This window comes from Bacillus cereus group sp. MYBK108-1 (genome assembly GCF_051917185.1).
Taxonomy (GTDB): Bacteria; Bacillota; Bacilli; order Bacillales; family Bacillaceae_G; genus Bacillus_A; species Bacillus_A cereus.
This window is the reverse complement of record NZ_JBQAHZ010000047.1, coordinates 1-15,692: the sequence shown is the minus strand read 5'-3', so window position 1 is coordinate 15,692 and position 15,692 is coordinate 1. Positions and strand designations below refer to the sequence as shown.

The following is a 15,692-nucleotide window of genomic DNA, read 5'->3' as shown; positions in this document are numbered from 1 at the left end:
CGCAGGTTCAAATCCTGTCCCCGCAACCAAATGGTCCCGTGGTGTAGTGGTTAACATGCCTGCCTGTCACGCAGGAGATCGCCGGTTCGACCCCGGTCGGGACCGCCATTTCATATAAAGAAAAGAACGAAACAAGTTGTTTCGTATTTTTTTATTTGTTTTAACAAAAAACTAATAAAGACAGTCAAACTATCCTTAGGACAACTCCTAAGGACTTTTTTATATATTCAAAACCTGTATAATAAAGAGCAGAGAACATTGTGAGTAAAGTAGGTGAAGTCTGTGAGTAAATATGAAGTAACAACAAAATCTTCTGAGGAAACACAAAGGTTATCAGAAAAACTAGGTGAGCTCGTAGAGGCACAAGACGTAATTATTTTAGAAGGAGATCTTGGAGCTGGTAAGACGACTTTTACAAAGGGACTAGCAAAAGGTCTTGGAGTGAAAAGAGTTGTAAATAGTCCTACCTTTAATATCATCAAAGAATATAAAGGAAGATTACCGCTATATCATATGGACGTGTATCGCTTAGCAGAAAGTGAAGAGGACTTAGGCTTTGATGAATATTTCTACGGTGAAGGAATTACGGTAGTAGAATGGGCTCATTTAATAGAAGCATATTTACCGAATGAAAAGTTACAAATTAGTTTATTCCATGCTGGAGATGACACAAGAAAAATTATACTCGAGCCAATTGGAGATCGCTATATTAGATTATGTGAGGAGCTATTACAAGATGAAAGTACTAGCAATTGATACTTCAAATTACGTAATGGGTGTATCCCTTATTGAGGAAGAAAACGTAATTGGGGAAATCATTACAAATTTAACAAAAAACCATTCTATACGTCTTATGCCAGCTGTAGAGAAACTGTTAAAAGAGTGTGGCGTAAAACCGAAGGAATTAACTAAAATCGTTGTAGCTGCTGGACCTGGATCCTATACAGGTGTTCGTATAGGCGTGACAGCGGCGAAAACATTAGCTTGGTCACTTCAAATACCAATTGTAGGTGTATCAAGTTTAGAGGTAGTAGCTGCAAACGGTGCTAACTTTAACGGGTTAATTTGTCCTTTATTTGATGGAAGACGTGGGCAAATTTATACTGGGTTATATACATATGAAGGAGAGCAGTTAACTTCAATAGAAGAAGACCGAATTATTCTTATTGTAGACTGGTTGCAAATGTTAAAAGATAAAGGACAGCCTGTTTTATTTATCGGTAACGATGTTAAATTGCATAAAGAAACAATTATAGAACATTTAGGTGATCAAGCTGTATTCGCTCCATTTACTAAAAATAACCCAAGACCAAGTGAGCTAGCATTCTTAGGATTACAAAAAGAAGAACAAGATGTGCATACGTTTGTTCCAAGCTATCTTCGTTTAGCTGAAGCTGAAACAAAGTGGTTAGAAAGTCAAAACAAGTAGGAGCTTGCAGAAGATGGATATGATATTTAGAAAGATGGAGCTTGATGATATTGCTCAAATTGTAGCTATTGAAGAAGCGTCTTTTTCAACTCCTTGGACTGCAGATGCCTTTCACCGTGAATTAACGATGAATGAACATGCACATTATATTGTGTTAGAAAAAGATGGTCGTGTAGTCGGGTATTGTGGATTGTGGATAATTATTGATGAATCACATATAACAAATATAGCTATTTTGCCAGAATACCGAGGTCAAAAGTTAGGAGATGCCCTATTGAAAGCAGTTATTTCTGAAGCGAAAGAACTAGGGGTAAAAACAATGACACTTGAAGTACGTGTATCAAATGAAGTAGCAAAGCAGTTATACAGAAAATACGGATTTCAAAATGGTGGGATTCGTAAACGATACTATGCAGACAATCAGGAAGATGGTCTCGTAATGTGGGTGAATATATAATGGAAAAAAATACGATTATACTTGGTATTGAAACAAGTTGTGATGAAACAGCAGTAGCAGTTGTTAAAAATGGAACGGAAATTATTGCGAATGTCGTTGCATCACAAATTGAAAGTCATAAACGTTTTGGCGGCGTTGTACCAGAGATTGCATCCCGTCATCATGTAGAAGAAATTACAGTTGTGTTAGAAGAAGCTTTAAAGGAAGCAAACATCACATTTGATGATATTGATGCAATTGCTGTAACAGAAGGTCCTGGTTTAGTAGGAGCACTTCTAATTGGAGTAAATGCAGCGAAGGCAGTAGCGTTTGCACATGATATTCCGTTAGTCGGTGTTCATCATATTGCTGGTCATATTTATGCGAACCGTTTAGTAAAAGAAGTTCAATTCCCGTTATTATCACTTGTTGTATCTGGTGGGCATACAGAACTTGTTTATATGAAAGAACATGGTTCATTCGAAGTAATTGGTGAAACACGAGACGATGCAGCTGGAGAAGCATATGATAAAGTAGCTCGTACGTTATCTATGCCATATCCAGGTGGTCCTCATATTGATCGCCTTGCACATGAAGGAGAACCGACAATTGATTTGCCTCGTGCATGGCTAGAAGCGGATTCGTATGATTTTAGCTTTAGTGGATTGAAATCAGCAGTTATCAACACTGTGCATAACGCAAAACAGCGCGGTATAGAAATTGCACCAGAAGATTTAGCAGCAAGTTTCCAAGAAAGTGTAATAGATGTACTTGTAACGAAAGCAGCTCGTGCAGCAGAAGCTTATAATGTAAAGCAATTACTTCTTGCTGGTGGAGTAGCTGCTAATAAAGGACTTCGTGCGCGATTAGAAGAGGAATTTGCACAAAAAGAAAACATTGAATTAATTATTCCGCCGCTATCTTTATGCACAGATAATGCAGCGATGATTGCAGCGGCAGGGACAATTGCTTATGAACAAGGTAAGCGTGCAACATTAGCCTTAAATGCAAATCCAGGATTAGATATTGAAGCATAGTTATACACATAATTAACCACAGGTTGTGGATAAAACCCATATTATCTGTTGATAATGTGGGTTTTATTGTGTATATAAAATGTTGATAACTTTTTTATTGACTGTGGATAATGTGGAAAAGTTATTTTGATGTTTATTTTATAAAGGTGGATATGTGTATAAACTTGTGGATAAATATGTTGATGTCAGACCTTTGAATTTGTTCTTTTTCGGGAAATAAAAAGCAAGAAGATATCCCCGAAAAACATTTTGATACATCTCCCCATTATAGAAGATGCTAATCTTGTCAATCTTTGTCGTTAAAACGATATTTCGTGTCGAATTGTTAATATATATAGGGTTACAATAGATATATTTAAAAAATCGTTAGTATATTCTAAGTTACGATAGATATATTCAAAAAATTGTTTAAGTACTAAAAAAAGATGTCACATAGTCAAAAATCCTGACTTATGAGACATCTTCCTTATTTAAATATGCTTATACATGCAGCTCTTCCCATTCTGCCATACAAGTTTCAAGTTGTTCTTGTAGCGTTTGCTTTTTAGTTGTAATTTCACTAGCTTTTTCATAATCTGCATATATTTCTGGTAAGCAAAGTTGATCTTCTAACGTAGCAATTTCTTCTTCTAATTCCACTATACTTTGTTCTAGCTCTTCAATTTTTCTAGTGCGTTGACGCTCTAGTTTTTTACGCTCTTTTTCTTCTAAATAATTTAATTTCTCTTGTGCAACCACCTTTTGAACAGGAACGTCACTTTCTTGCTGTTCAAGTTCTGCACGTTCAATCATTTCATTTTTCTTTTCAACGTAGTAATCGTAATCCCCTAAATATTCCTGTGCACCTTCTGTTGATAACTCAACCACAGTCGTTGTTACACGGTTAATAAAGTAGCGGTCATGTGAGACGAATAGAAGAGTCCCTGGGTAATCAATTAAAGCATTCTCCAAAATCTCTTTACTATTTAAATCAAGGTGGTTCGTAGGCTCATCTAGAATTAACAAATTTGACTTTTGCATCATAAGTTTTGCAAGAGCTAATCGAGCTTTTTGTCCACCACTAAGGGAAGATACTGGTTTCAGTACATCATCTCCTGTGAATAAAAAATTCCCAAGTATAGTACGGATTTCTTTTTCCGGTTGCAGTGGATATTCATCCCATAGTTCATTTAAAACCCGTTTAGAAGATGTTAAGTTTGCTTGTTCTTGATCATAATAACCAACAGATACATTTGATCCGAAAGAAACATCACCATTTAATAGTGGTAACTTATTCACAATGGACTTTAACAATGTGGATTTCCCAATTCCGTTTGGACCAACTAAAGCAACACTATCTCCGCGAGTTAAGCGCATAGTTACATGTTCAATTATAGGGTTTTCATCATAGCCGATGGTTGCATCATTTACTTGTAAAACATCATTTCCACTTTGTTTTTCAATATCGAAGTGGAATGATGCTGACTTAGAATCCCCTAATGGTCTCGTTAATAATTCCATTCTGTCTAGTTGTTTACGGCGACTTTGAGCACGTTTCGTTGTAGAAGCGCGAGCTATATTCTTTTGAACGAAGTCCTCAAGTTTTGCGATTTCATCTTGTTGTTTTTCGTAACGTTTCATTTCTTGCTCATATAATGCTGATTTTAAGTCTAAATATTTACTGTAGTTACCAACAAATCGTCTGCTTTCTTTATTCGAAATTTCATATACTTGTGTAACGAGTTTGTCTAAGAAATAACGGTCATGTGAGACGATTAATATTGCGCCAGGATAACCTTGCAAATATTGCTCAAGCCATGTTAATGTTTCGATGTCTAAATGGTTTGTAGGCTCGTCCAAAATAAGTAAGTCTGGTTTTGTTAATAATAATTTCCCGAGAGCTAATCTTGTTTTTTGCCCGCCGCTTAAAGTAGAGATCGTCGTCTGGTGCGTTTCAACTGGGAAGCCAAGGCCGCTTAAAATGGAGCGAATATCCGCTTCATATTGATATCCACCTTGATCTTTATAATTGAGTTGTAGTTGGTCATAATCAGCTAACAATCTTTCATATGTAGCTTCGTTTGAAAAGTTTTCTTCTTTTCCCATTTCTTGCTCAAGCCTTCGAAGTTTTGTCTCCATTTGCTGTAAGTGGGTAAAGACGGTTAGCATTTCATCCCAAATTGTTAAAGACGTTTCTAGTCCAGTATTTTGAGCTAAATATCCGATTGAGACATCTTTCGGTTTTATAATTTCGCCACCATCATGAGATAATTCACCAGCGATAATTTTTAATAATGTAGATTTTCCTGCTCCATTCCTTCCAACTAATGCGATACGATCTTTTGTTTGTACTTCCAATTTTATGTTTGCAAGAATCGTTTCTGCACCGTATAATTTCGAAAGCGCGTTTACTTGTAATAAAATCAATGTTTTCACCTCAAATAATTTCTTAACTTTGCCATGTTTATATTTCTCAATCATACTAAAAATAGTGTATAGTTTAAAATAAAGAGAGAATACTTCTTCTCTTTATTATACAAGGAATTTAATGAGTGCTAAACTTCTGTATTTGATTAAAGTATATGAATAAAGATAGGAAGAGAGGAGAGGTCATATGGATCAGCAAAAGATTCCACAAGCCACTGCTAAAAGATTGCCTCTATACTATCGATTTATCCAAAACTTATCTCTTTCTGGTAAGCAGCGTGTTTCATCGGCCGAATTGAGTGAGGCAGTAAAAGTAGATTCCGCAACAATACGAAGAGATTTTTCGTATTTTGGAGCGTTAGGGAAAAAGGGATATGGATATAACGTAAATTATTTATTATCATTTTTCCGCGAAACACTTGATCAAGATGATATAACACGTGTAGCACTTATTGGAGTAGGTAATTTAGGGACCGCTTTCTTACATTATAATTTCACGAAAAACAATAATACAAAAATTGAAATGGCATTTGATGTTAGTGAAGAGAAAGTTGGAACAGAAATCGGGGGCATTCCTGTATATCATTTAGATGAATTAGAAGAGAGATTATCAAATGATATACAAGTGGCAATATTAACAGTACCGGCTACAGTAGCACAAGCTGTAGCAGATAGATTAGCTGAAACAAGCGTGCACGGTATTTTGAATTTCACACCAGCGCGATTAAACGTATCAGAGAATATTAGAATTCATCATATTGACTTAGCTGTAGAGTTACAAACATTAGTTTATTTTTTGAAAAACTATCCACAATAAAACGCAGAGGAAGCGACCTCTGCGTTTTATTATTGTTTCTTCTTTGTGAATTTAACTAATATAAGGCGAAGTGCCAAATTAAAATCAATTGTTGCCATAACTGCAAATAGTATTGTCCACATATTCCAGATTGTATCTGTCACGTTCGTAATGGCGAAGCGTGTAAAGATACATCCAAGAAGGAAGTATAGTGCAGCCATGAACAATGGTGAGTTTCTCATACAAAAAATCCTCCGATAAAGCCTTGCATTTTTTCAGCTTCTTTAATCATTTCTTGAATTTGTTCATTGCTCATAAAAATTTGCCCAATAGCGACTAATGTATTCATCGCAACATGAGCTGCAATCGGAACGATAATACGTTTCGTCTTCACATATAAGAAGGCGAATACGAGCCCCATAGCAGTGTATACCAATAAGTGAGTAAAATCAAAATGAATTGCTGCGAATACAAGCGAACTAATGATAGCTGCGATAAAGAAGTTAAACTTCTTATAAAGCGTGCCGAATAGAATTTTTCTAAATACGATTTCTTCTAAGATAGGTCCAATTATAGATACAACAATAAGGAACCAAGGTATCGTTCTTGCGATGTCCATCAGTCTGTCTGTATTCTCAGATCCACGTGGAACCCCAAATACATACATTTCAATCATACCTGCAATGGATTGTGAGATGATTGCTAAGAAGAACCCGATAAAAATCCATCCAATAGTAGCTGGAACAGAAGAGCGCATTGGATCTAAATGCCTGTCACGAATATCTGTTCTAAGTAACCAAAGCACGATACATAATGCAATAAAGAAGCTAATGATTGCCCAGTGTCCCGTTATGATTTGTCCTTTTTCTTCAATGGTAAATCCTCTATTATCATAGAGTCCTGTTTTTAGGAGAAGTGGTAATCCAACAACGCCAGATAACTGCATTAAAATGTATGTAATGATAATCCACCAGTATTGTTTCTTCAAATGGTTTAACCATCCTTTCTAACTATAGTGTATGAGATAAGTTAGGATAACATGTAAATATGCTACCTACGATATAAACCTCTTGAATTATGTTTTTTTCGTAAATCCTTATTTGAAATTATAATAGAAGACAGGAGAAAGTTGTATGTGTAGCGAAAACAACTTAGGGTGTCCTTTCATATTGTAACATACGAGCAGTGGAAACAACGATTCATATAGTAAAGGCAGTATTGTATATAGAAAGTTTATATAGTGATTTGCGAAAAAATTATGATTTTTTTACTTGCAAAAGAAATTGAGATTATTTATTATTATAAGTGTGTTAGCACTCGGATGACTTGAGTGCTAATAAAAGAAATTTACATAACAAAATGAGGAGGTTATTGTTCATGCTAAAGCCATTAGGTGATCGCGTTGTAATTGAGCTTGTTCAAGCAGAAGAAAAAACAGCAAGTGGTATCGTATTACCAGATACTGCAAAAGAAAAACCACAAGAGGGTAAAGTTGTTGCAGTAGGTACTGGTCGAGTGCTTGAGAATGGTGAGCGTGTTGCTTTAGAGGTAGCAGCAGGTGATCTTATCATCTTCTCAAAATATGCAGGTACTGAAGTGAAATATGAAGGTACAGACTACTTGATTTTACGTGAAAGTGACATTTTAGCAGTTATCGGTTAATTATATAAATCTTAAAAAATCCAAGGGGGTCAATTATTATGGCAAAAGATATTAAATTTAGTGAAGAAGCACGTCGTTCGATGCTTCGCGGTGTCGACACTCTTGCAAACGCAGTAAAAGTTACGCTTGGACCAAAAGGTCGTAACGTTGTACTTGAGAAAAAATTTGGTTCACCACTTATTACAAATGATGGTGTAACAATCGCAAAAGAAATCGAATTAGAAGATGCATTCGAAAACATGGGTGCGAAATTAGTAGCAGAAGTTGCTAGCAAAACAAATGACGTAGCTGGTGACGGAACAACAACTGCAACTGTATTAGCGCAAGCTATGATTCGTGAAGGTCTTAAAAACGTAACAGCTGGTGCGAACCCAATGGGTCTTCGTAAAGGTATCGAAAAAGCTGTTACTGCTGCAATCGAAGAATTAAAAACGATTTCTAAACCAATCGAAGGCAAATCTTCTATCGCACAAGTAGCTGCTATTTCTGCAGCTGACGAAGAAGTAGGTCAATTAATCGCTGAAGCAATGGAGCGCGTTGGTAACGACGGCGTTATTACTTTAGAAGAATCTAAAGGCTTCACAACAGAATTAGACGTAGTAGAAGGTATGCAATTTGATCGTGGATATGCATCTCCTTACATGATTACTGATTCTGACAAAATGGAAGCAGTTCTTGATAACCCATACATCTTAATCACTGACAAAAAGATTTCTAACATTCAAGAAATCTTACCAGTATTAGAGCAAGTGGTACAACAAGGTAAACCACTTCTTATCATTGCTGAAGATGTTGAAGGCGAAGCTTTAGCTACATTAGTAGTAAACAAACTTCGTGGTACATTCAACGTAGTAGCTGTTAAAGCTCCTGGATTTGGTGACCGTCGTAAAGCAATGCTAGAAGATATCGCAATCTTAACAGGTGGCGAAGTAATCACTGAAGAATTAGGTCGTGACTTAAAATCTGCTACAGTTGAATCTTTAGGACGCGCTGGTAAAGTTGTTGTTACAAAAGAAAACACAACTGTAGTTGAAGGTGTAGGAAGCACAGAACAAATCGAAGCTCGCATCGGTCAAATCCGTGCGCAATTAGAAGAAACAACTTCTGAATTCGATCGTGAAAAATTACAAGAGCGTCTTGCTAAACTAGCAGGTGGCGTAGCAGTAATTAAAGTAGGTGCAGCAACTGAAACTGAGTTAAAAGAGCGCAAACTTCGCATTGAAGATGCACTTAACTCAACTCGTGCAGCAGTAGAAGAAGGTATCGTTGCAGGTGGTGGTACTTCACTTATGAACGTATACACAAAAGTAGCTTCTATCGTAGCTGAAGGCGACGAAGCAACAGGTATCAACATCGTACTTCGCGCACTAGAAGAGCCAGTTCGTCAAATCGCAATCAACGCTGGTCTAGAAGGATCTGTAGTTGTAGAGCGTCTAAAAGGCGAAAAAGTAGGCGTTGGTTTCAACGCAGCTACTGGCGAATGGGTTAACATGCTTGAGTCTGGTATCGTAGATCCAGCTAAAGTAACTCGTTCTGCACTTCAAAACGCAGCATCTGTTGCAGCTATGTTCTTAACAACTGAAGCTGTAGTAGCTGACAAGCCAGAACCAAATGCACCAGCAATGCCTGACATGGGTGGCATGGGCATGGGCGGTATGGGCGGAATGATGTAATTCCGTTTGTCCTAAAAAACATCCATTTCTATATAGAAATGGATGTTTTTTTATGTTTTTTAGAAAAGGAAATGAATTTCTGTAGAATTTTGTCGCTTTCTCTCTTGACCATATTGATACTTCATTGTTAGAATCTAGGAAGATAATATAAAACGATCCTTCATATATCCTCAATGATATGGTTTGAGAGTCTCTACCGGGTTACCGTAAACAACCTGACTATGAAGGCAGTGTGTCTTATATTTATAAAGAGCGGAGACTATCTTTCTTTATAAAGCCAGACCCCTGCCTTTTCTTTGTTATGAGACTAGAGGCGGAGGACTGGCTTTTTTTATTATATTGGTAATGCTTTTCACCAAATTGGTGAAAATATTTATATACGAGAACTAACGTTGGGGTGATTATTTTGAAGAAACAACACGATACAATTATCGTTTTAGATTTTGGAAGTCAATACAATCAGTTAATAGCACGTCGAATTCGTGAGTTCGGTGTATACAGTGAACTTCATCCACATACAATTACTGCAGAAGAAATTAAAGCAATGAATCCAAAAGGGATTATTTTCTCTGGTGGACCAAATAGTGTATACGGTGAAGGTGCATTACATTGTGATGAAAAAATCTTTGAACTAGGTTTACCAATCTTCGGTATTTGTTACGGTATGCAGCTTATGACGCAACACTTCGGTGGTAAAGTAGAGCGTGCAAATCACCGTGAGTACGGAAAAGCTGTTCTTAAAGTAGAGAACGAATCAAAATTATATGCGAACCTTCCAGAAGAGCAAGTTGTATGGATGAGCCATGGCGACTTAGTAACTGGTTTACCTGAAGGATTCGTAGTAGATGCAACAAGTGAGTCTTGCCCAATTGCTGGTATGAGCAATGAAGCGAAAAACTTATACGGTGTACAATTCCACCCAGAAGTACGTCACTCTGAGCACGGTAACGATTTAATTAAAAACTTCGTATTCGGCGTATGTGGTTGTTCTGAAGGATGGAACATGGAGAACTTTATTGAAGTAGAATTAGAAAAGATTCGTGAAACTGTTGGAGACAAAAAAGTACTATGCGCACTTAGTGGCGGTGTAGACTCTTCTGTTGTAGCAGTATTAATTCATAAAGCAATTGGTGATCAATTAACATGTATTTTCGTTGACCACGGTTTACTTCGTAAAGGTGAAGCAGAAGGCGTTATGAAAACATTTAGCGAAGGCTTCCATATGAACGTTATTAAAGTGGATGCAAGAGACCGCTTCATGGACAAGTTAAAAGGTGTAGAAGATCCAGAACAAAAACGTAAAATCATCGGTAACGAATTCATTTACGTATTTGATGATGAAGCGTCAAAATTACAAGGTATGGACTTCTTAGCGCAAGGTACACTTTACACAGATATCGTTGAGAGTGGTACAGCAACTGCGCAAACAATTAAATCTCACCATAACGTTGGTGGACTTCCAGAAGACATGCAGTTCAAATTAATTGAGCCTTTAAACACGTTATTTAAAGACGAAGTACGTGTATTAGGATCTGAATTAGGAATTCCTGATGAAATCGTATGGCGTCAACCATTCCCAGGACCGGGTCTTGGTATTCGTGTATTAGGTGAAATCACAGAAGAGAAATTAGAAATCGTTCGTGAATCTGATGCGATTTTACGTGAAGAAATTATTAAAGCGGGCTTAGACCGTGAAATCTGGCAATACTTCACTGCGCTTCCTGGTATGCGTAGCGTAGGTGTTATGGGTGACGAGCGTACTTACGATTACACAGTAGGTATCCGTGCGGTAACATCTATCGACGGTATGACAGCTGACTGGGCACGTATCCCTTGGGACGTATTAGAGAAAATCTCTGTACGTATCGTAAACGAAGTAAAACACGTTAACCGTATCGTGTATGATGTAACGAGTAAGCCACCAGCAACTATTGAGTGGGAATAGTATTTATAAAAAGGTCCATCTATTGCTTATGCATAGGTGGATCTTTTTTATTTTGGTGTTAATACGAACGAAACTATAAAAGTTTATAAAAACGTTCGTTTTTAAATTGACAAAACTACTTCGTCGAGTTAATATGATTATGTAATTCAAACAAAAAGTGAATATTATAGCCGTCGTATAATATCGGGGATATGGCCCGAAAGTTTCTACCTAGCTACCGTAAATGGCTTGACTACGAGGCGTTTTTATAAAGGTGAGGGGAATCTTATCTTTATTCATAGAACGCTTCCATGTATATATGCAATGGAAGCCTTTTTTGTTTCTCGGGATAAAAGAGGGCTAGGAGAAATGCGGCGAGTAATCATATAACGGGGGAAACGTAGGATGAAACGCTATTTTCAGTTTGATGAGCTCGGTACGAATTATAAGACTGAGTTCATAGCAGGGTTAACGACATTTCTATCTATGGCTTACGTACTATTTGTCAATCCTGCTACGCTGTCGCTTGGAAATGTTAAAGGGTTACCAGCAGGTACAGGGATGGATCCAGGTGCAGTATTCGTTGCTACGGCATTAGCGGCAGCGATCGGTTCGTTAATTATGGGTATTTTCGCGAAGTATCCAATTGCTTTAGCGCCAGGTATGGGAATTAACGCGTTCTTTGCTTATACAGCAGTGTTAACGATGGGGATTCCATGGCAAACAGCAATTGCCGGAACATTAATGTCAGGTATTATCTTTATTATTCTTACTGCTTCAGGTATTCGTGAAAAAATCATCAATGCAATTCCATCGGAGTTAAAGTTTGCAGTAGCAGCAGGTATCGGATTGTTCATTGCATTTCTTGGATTCCAAAATGCCGGAATTATCGTGAAAAATGATGCAGTTCTTGTTGGGTTGGGGGACTTAACAAAGGGTACAACGTTACTAGCAATCTTCGGGGTTGTTACTACGATCATCTTCATGATTAAGAAAATTAATGGTGCAGTATTTTACGGTATGATTCTTACAGCGATCTTAGGAGTAGCAACAGGATTAATTGATACTCCGAAAGCTGTGGTGGGAGCAATACCGAGTCTAGAACCAACTTTCGGCGTGGCGTTAACGCACTTTGGAGATATTTTCACAGTTCAAATGGGGATTGTTATTATAACGTTCTTCTTTATCGATTTCTTTGATACAGCAGGTACGCTTGTAGCGGTTGCAAATCAAGCAGGATTAATGAAGAACAATAAATTACCACGTGCAGGAAAAGCGTTATTTGCAGATGCGATTGCAACTGTAATTGGTGCGATTCTTGGTACATCAACAACAACGTCTTACATTGAATCGTCTGCAGGGGTAGCAGCAGGAGGACGTTCTGGATTTACAGCAGTTGTAACAGCAGGATTCTTTTTACTGGCACTATTTTTCTCGCCATTACTAAGTGTTGTAACGCCAGCTGTAACGGCGCCGGCTTTAATTATTGTAGGAATCTTGATGGTTTCTTCCTTAGGGGAAATTGATTGGAAGAAATTCGAGATTGCAGTGCCAGCATTCTTTACAATTATCTCTATGCCACTTACGTATAGTATCGCAACTGGGATTGCGATTGGATTTATCTTCTATCCAATTACAATGGTAGTGAGTGGTCGTCGTAAAGAGGTTCATCCGATTATGTATGTTATGGGAGTTTTATTCGTACTATATTTCATCTACGTTCGTAAATAAAAGGGGTTTTTTAAAGGTCTAGACTTAAGGGGAGTCTAGACCTTTTTTGCGTCTTCAGAAAATCTTAAGGATTTCCGAGCGTTTTTCTTCAGAAGTTTTCCTATAATAGAAGTTAGGGATTAAAAAAGTGATGGGGGAGATATTGTGGCACACGAAACAATACTTGTCGTAGATGATGAAAAAGAAATTCGGAATTTAATTACAATCTATTTAAAGAATGAAGGATATAAAGTATTACAAGCAGGAGACGGAGAAGAAGGATTACGTCTATTGGAAGAAAATGAAGTACATCTAGTCGTATTAGATATTATGATGCCGAAAGTGGATGGTATTCATATGTGTATGAAGGTAAGGGAAGCGAAAGAAATGCCTATTATTATGCTTTCTGCCAAAACGCAAGATATGGATAAGATTTTAGGATTAACAACAGGGGCAGATGATTATGTAACGAAGCCGTTTAATCCGTTAGAGCTGATTGCACGAATTAAATCTCAGTTACGCCGTTATATGAAAATGAATGGTTTCGCTATTCAAAATGAGGACGAGTTAGAAATTGGGGAGATGAAAATCAACATCTCGACCCATAAAGTTATTGTAGAGGGAGAAGAAGTGAAACTAACTCCGAGGGAATTTTCAATTTTAGAATTGCTAGCTAGAAATCCAGGTATGGTGTTTAGTGCGGAGCAAATTTATGAAAAGGTGTGGAACGAACGATCTTTCCAGTCTGATAATACTGTAATGGTGCATATTCGAAAAGTGCGTGAAAAGATTGAGGAGAATCCAAGGAAACCTAGGTATATAAAAACAGTATGGGGAGTGGGGTATAAGATTGAAAAAGATATTTAATCCGTTTACTTATATAAGGAAAATAAGACAATTAATTGAGAAATTAGTAAAGAGCGTACGAAAGAGTATAAGGATTCAATTGATTACTACTTTTGCTGCTTGTGCGTTATTAGGAGTTTTGTCAGCAAAGGCAGCAGCACCGTTTTTTGAGAATGCGAATCGTCAAGCAACTATCGATTATCGGGCTGGTATGGAACAAATTAATCACCAAGCTCAAGGAGCGGCAAATAGTTCGGTTCATGAAAATAAATTAGAAGCTATATCAAATATGATCGAAATGGAGAACCAAAATTTAGAGCAAGGGTCTAGAGCTTTGAAGATATTGGTTACTGATGAAAGTGGTAAAGTTTTATATAAAACAAAGCAAGCGCAAGAAGAGCAAATCGATTTGCATAATACGATTCGTAATGCAGCATCATTCGCGATTAATTATACAGATGGTAGAAATGTATTTGAAAGTACAAGAAAAGAGTTTATATCTTTTTCACCTATTACTATTGAAGGAAAGAATTTGTACATGTTTGTTAGTGGAATTCCAGAGGGAGAGGTAATATATGATACGCAAGAAGGACCATTCCCGTTTTTAATTGGTGTACTTGTATTCATTTTCTCTTTCTTCTATATAACAAAGAGAAAGATGAAGCAGATTGAAGCAATGGCACAAGGCGTAAAGGAAATAGAAAGAGGTAACTTAGCCTACCGCATTGAGAAAAAAGGTGAAGATGAGATTGCAGCTTTAACGGAGAATATTAATAATATGGCAGAAGAGCTTATGAATAATATAGAAAAGGAACGTAAATTAGAAAAGCAAAAGAATGAGCTTATCACAAATGTATCGCATGATTTGCGTACACCACTTACTTCTATTATGGGTTACTTACGATTACTTCGAGATTCTAAATATGAAAATAAAGAACAACACGATGAGTATACGAGAATTGCTTTTGCAAAGTCGGAGCAGTTAAAAAATTTAATAGAAGATTTATTTGAGTATACGAAGTTAACAAATGAACAAGTTGTATTAGAAAAACAAGAAGTATGTGTAAATGAGTTGCTTGAGCAATTAATAGAAGAGTTAGTACCGCAAGCGGAAGAGCATGGACTTACGTTTGTTAAGAAGTTTCCTGAGGAACGTGCTTATGCATCGATTGATTCGGAAAAGATGGTTCGTGTATTTGATAATTTACTAATGAATGCAATTAAGTATAGTAAAGATGATGGAGAGATAAAAGTTTCTCTTCAAAGGCAGCGTAGGGATATACAAATTGTAATTGCGAATCATAGTGAAGAGTTTACAAGAGAAGAGTTAGCGAATTTGTTTGAACGTTTCTATAAGAAGGATCAATCTCGAAGTAGAGTAACGGAAGGGTCGGGACTCGGTTTAGCGATTGCGAAAAGTATTGTTGAGTTACAAGGTGGTAGTATTCGAGCGGAATATAGGGATGGCACTATTCAATTTATCGTCTCGTTACCAATTATAGAAAAATAATAAATGAATAGAATGATATGTGATAAAAAGGCTTATTTTAAAAGAAATAAGCCTTTTTATATTTTTTATAAAAATATATTGACGATTAGAGCTTAGAGGTGTAATATAGAACAAGTCGCCGATGACATTAACGTCGAAAGCGACAAACGAAATGAAAAACTTAGTTGACATTAACTAACGAAGATGTTAACATAAGGAAGTCGCAAATGAGCGACCAAGTAGTTCTTTGAAAACTGAACGAAACAAACAACGTGAAACGTCAA

14 protein-coding genes, 1 tRNA gene and 2 riboswitches are annotated in these 15,692 nt (G+C 36.9%); of the genes, 12 read left to right on the top strand and 3 right to left on the bottom strand.

Annotated elements, in window-relative coordinates; all coding sequences use genetic code 11:
• Positions 1-32 precede the first annotated feature (32 nt).
• The 5 genes from ACTFSL_RS30685 (at position 33) to tsaD (ending at position 2,902) form a co-directional block, all read left to right on the top strand.
• Positions 33-108 (top strand) — tRNA-Asp (locus ACTFSL_RS30685).
• Between the two features lie 174 nt (positions 109-282).
• Positions 283-756 carry a tRNA (adenosine(37)-N6)-threonylcarbamoyltransferase complex ATPase subunit type 1 TsaE gene (gene tsaE, locus ACTFSL_RS30680; protein ID WP_000049642.1) on the top strand — a complete coding sequence of 158 codons (474 nt, stop codon included), beginning with the start codon at positions 283-285 and terminating at the stop codon, positions 754-756.
• Positions 737-1,429: a tRNA (adenosine(37)-N6)-threonylcarbamoyltransferase complex dimerization subunit type 1 TsaB gene (tsaB, locus tag ACTFSL_RS30675; RefSeq protein ID WP_440042933.1), complete on the top strand. Its 693-nt coding sequence runs from the start codon at positions 737-739 to the stop codon at positions 1,427-1,429. The genes tsaE and tsaB overlap by 20 nt, the downstream gene beginning before the upstream one ends.
• A 13-nt stretch (positions 1,430-1,442) precedes the next feature.
• The gene (rimI, locus tag ACTFSL_RS30670) at positions 1,443-1,886 is read left to right on the top strand and encodes a ribosomal protein S18-alanine N-acetyltransferase (RefSeq protein WP_000367190.1); all 444 of its coding nucleotides are present in this window, start codon (positions 1,443-1,445) and stop codon (positions 1,884-1,886) included.
• Positions 1,886-2,902 carry a tRNA (adenosine(37)-N6)-threonylcarbamoyltransferase complex transferase subunit TsaD gene (gene tsaD / locus ACTFSL_RS30665; protein WP_440042931.1) on the top strand — a complete coding sequence of 339 codons (1,017 nt, stop codon included), beginning with the start codon at positions 1,886-1,888 and terminating at the stop codon, positions 2,900-2,902. Before rimI ends, tsaD begins: the two co-directional genes overlap by 1 nt.
• Positions 2,903-3,382: 480 nt before the next feature.
• Here tsaD and ACTFSL_RS30660 read toward each other — a convergent pair whose 3' ends face one another.
• Positions 3,383-5,308, bottom strand: a complete 1,926-nt coding sequence (locus ACTFSL_RS30660) for an ABC-F family ATP-binding cassette domain-containing protein (RefSeq protein ID WP_000602146.1) — start codon at positions 5,306-5,308, stop codon at positions 3,383-3,385.
• Positions 5,309-5,495: 187 nt separating this feature from the next.
• Here ACTFSL_RS30660 and ACTFSL_RS30655 point away from each other — a divergent pair, with 187 nt between their 5' ends.
• Positions 5,496-6,125 (top strand): redox-sensing transcriptional repressor Rex, encoded by a 630-nt coding sequence (locus ACTFSL_RS30655; RefSeq protein ID WP_000372699.1) that lies wholly within the window; start codon positions 5,496-5,498, stop codon positions 6,123-6,125.
• Between the two features lie 29 nt (positions 6,126-6,154).
• Here ACTFSL_RS30655 and ACTFSL_RS30650 read toward each other — a convergent pair whose 3' ends face one another.
• Both ACTFSL_RS30650 and ACTFSL_RS30645 read right to left on the bottom strand, forming a co-directional pair.
• Positions 6,155-6,346, bottom strand: a complete 192-nt coding sequence (locus tag ACTFSL_RS30650; protein ID WP_001246201.1) for a YdiK family protein — start codon at positions 6,344-6,346, stop codon at positions 6,155-6,157.
• The gene (locus ACTFSL_RS30645) at positions 6,343-7,092 is read right to left on the bottom strand and encodes a CPBP family intramembrane glutamic endopeptidase (protein WP_074047869.1); all 750 of its coding nucleotides are present in this window, start codon (positions 7,090-7,092) and stop codon (positions 6,343-6,345) included. The genes ACTFSL_RS30650 and ACTFSL_RS30645 overlap by 4 nt, the downstream gene beginning before the upstream one ends.
• 389 nt (positions 7,093-7,481) lie before the next feature.
• Between ACTFSL_RS30645 and groES the strand changes: the two genes are divergently transcribed.
• From groES to ampS, 6 genes are all read left to right on the top strand, one after another.
• Positions 7,482-7,766: a co-chaperone GroES gene (gene groES / locus ACTFSL_RS30640; protein WP_000917311.1), complete on the top strand. Its 285-nt coding sequence runs from the start codon at positions 7,482-7,484 to the stop codon at positions 7,764-7,766.
• 38 nt (positions 7,767-7,804) lie between these two features.
• The gene (gene groL / locus ACTFSL_RS30635; RefSeq protein ID WP_001029993.1) at positions 7,805-9,439 is read left to right on the top strand and encodes a chaperonin GroEL; all 1,635 of its coding nucleotides are present in this window, start codon (positions 7,805-7,807) and stop codon (positions 9,437-9,439) included.
• 140 nt (positions 9,440-9,579) lie between these two features.
• Positions 9,580-9,681, top strand: a riboswitch (purine riboswitch).
• 164 nt (positions 9,682-9,845) lie between these two features.
• The gene (guaA, locus tag ACTFSL_RS30630; RefSeq protein WP_000743909.1) at positions 9,846-11,384 is read left to right on the top strand and encodes a glutamine-hydrolyzing GMP synthase; all 1,539 of its coding nucleotides are present in this window, start codon (positions 9,846-9,848) and stop codon (positions 11,382-11,384) included.
• Between the two features lie 152 nt (positions 11,385-11,536).
• A riboswitch (purine riboswitch) is annotated at positions 11,537-11,639 on the top strand.
• Positions 11,640-11,768: 129 nt separating this feature from the next.
• Complete coding sequence (locus ACTFSL_RS30625; RefSeq protein ID WP_000833082.1) at positions 11,769-13,094, top strand: NCS2 family permease; 1,326 nt, start codon at positions 11,769-11,771, stop codon at positions 13,092-13,094.
• 144 nt (positions 13,095-13,238) lie between these two features.
• Entirely contained in the window at positions 13,239-13,940 is a 702-nt protein-coding gene (locus tag ACTFSL_RS30620; protein WP_000929885.1) for a response regulator transcription factor, read from the top strand.
• Entirely contained in the window at positions 13,924-15,429 is a 1,506-nt protein-coding gene (ampS, locus tag ACTFSL_RS30615) for an aminopeptidase AmpS (RefSeq protein WP_000719223.1), read from the top strand. Before ACTFSL_RS30620 ends, ampS begins: the two co-directional genes overlap by 17 nt.
• Positions 15,430-15,692 lie beyond the last annotated feature (263 nt).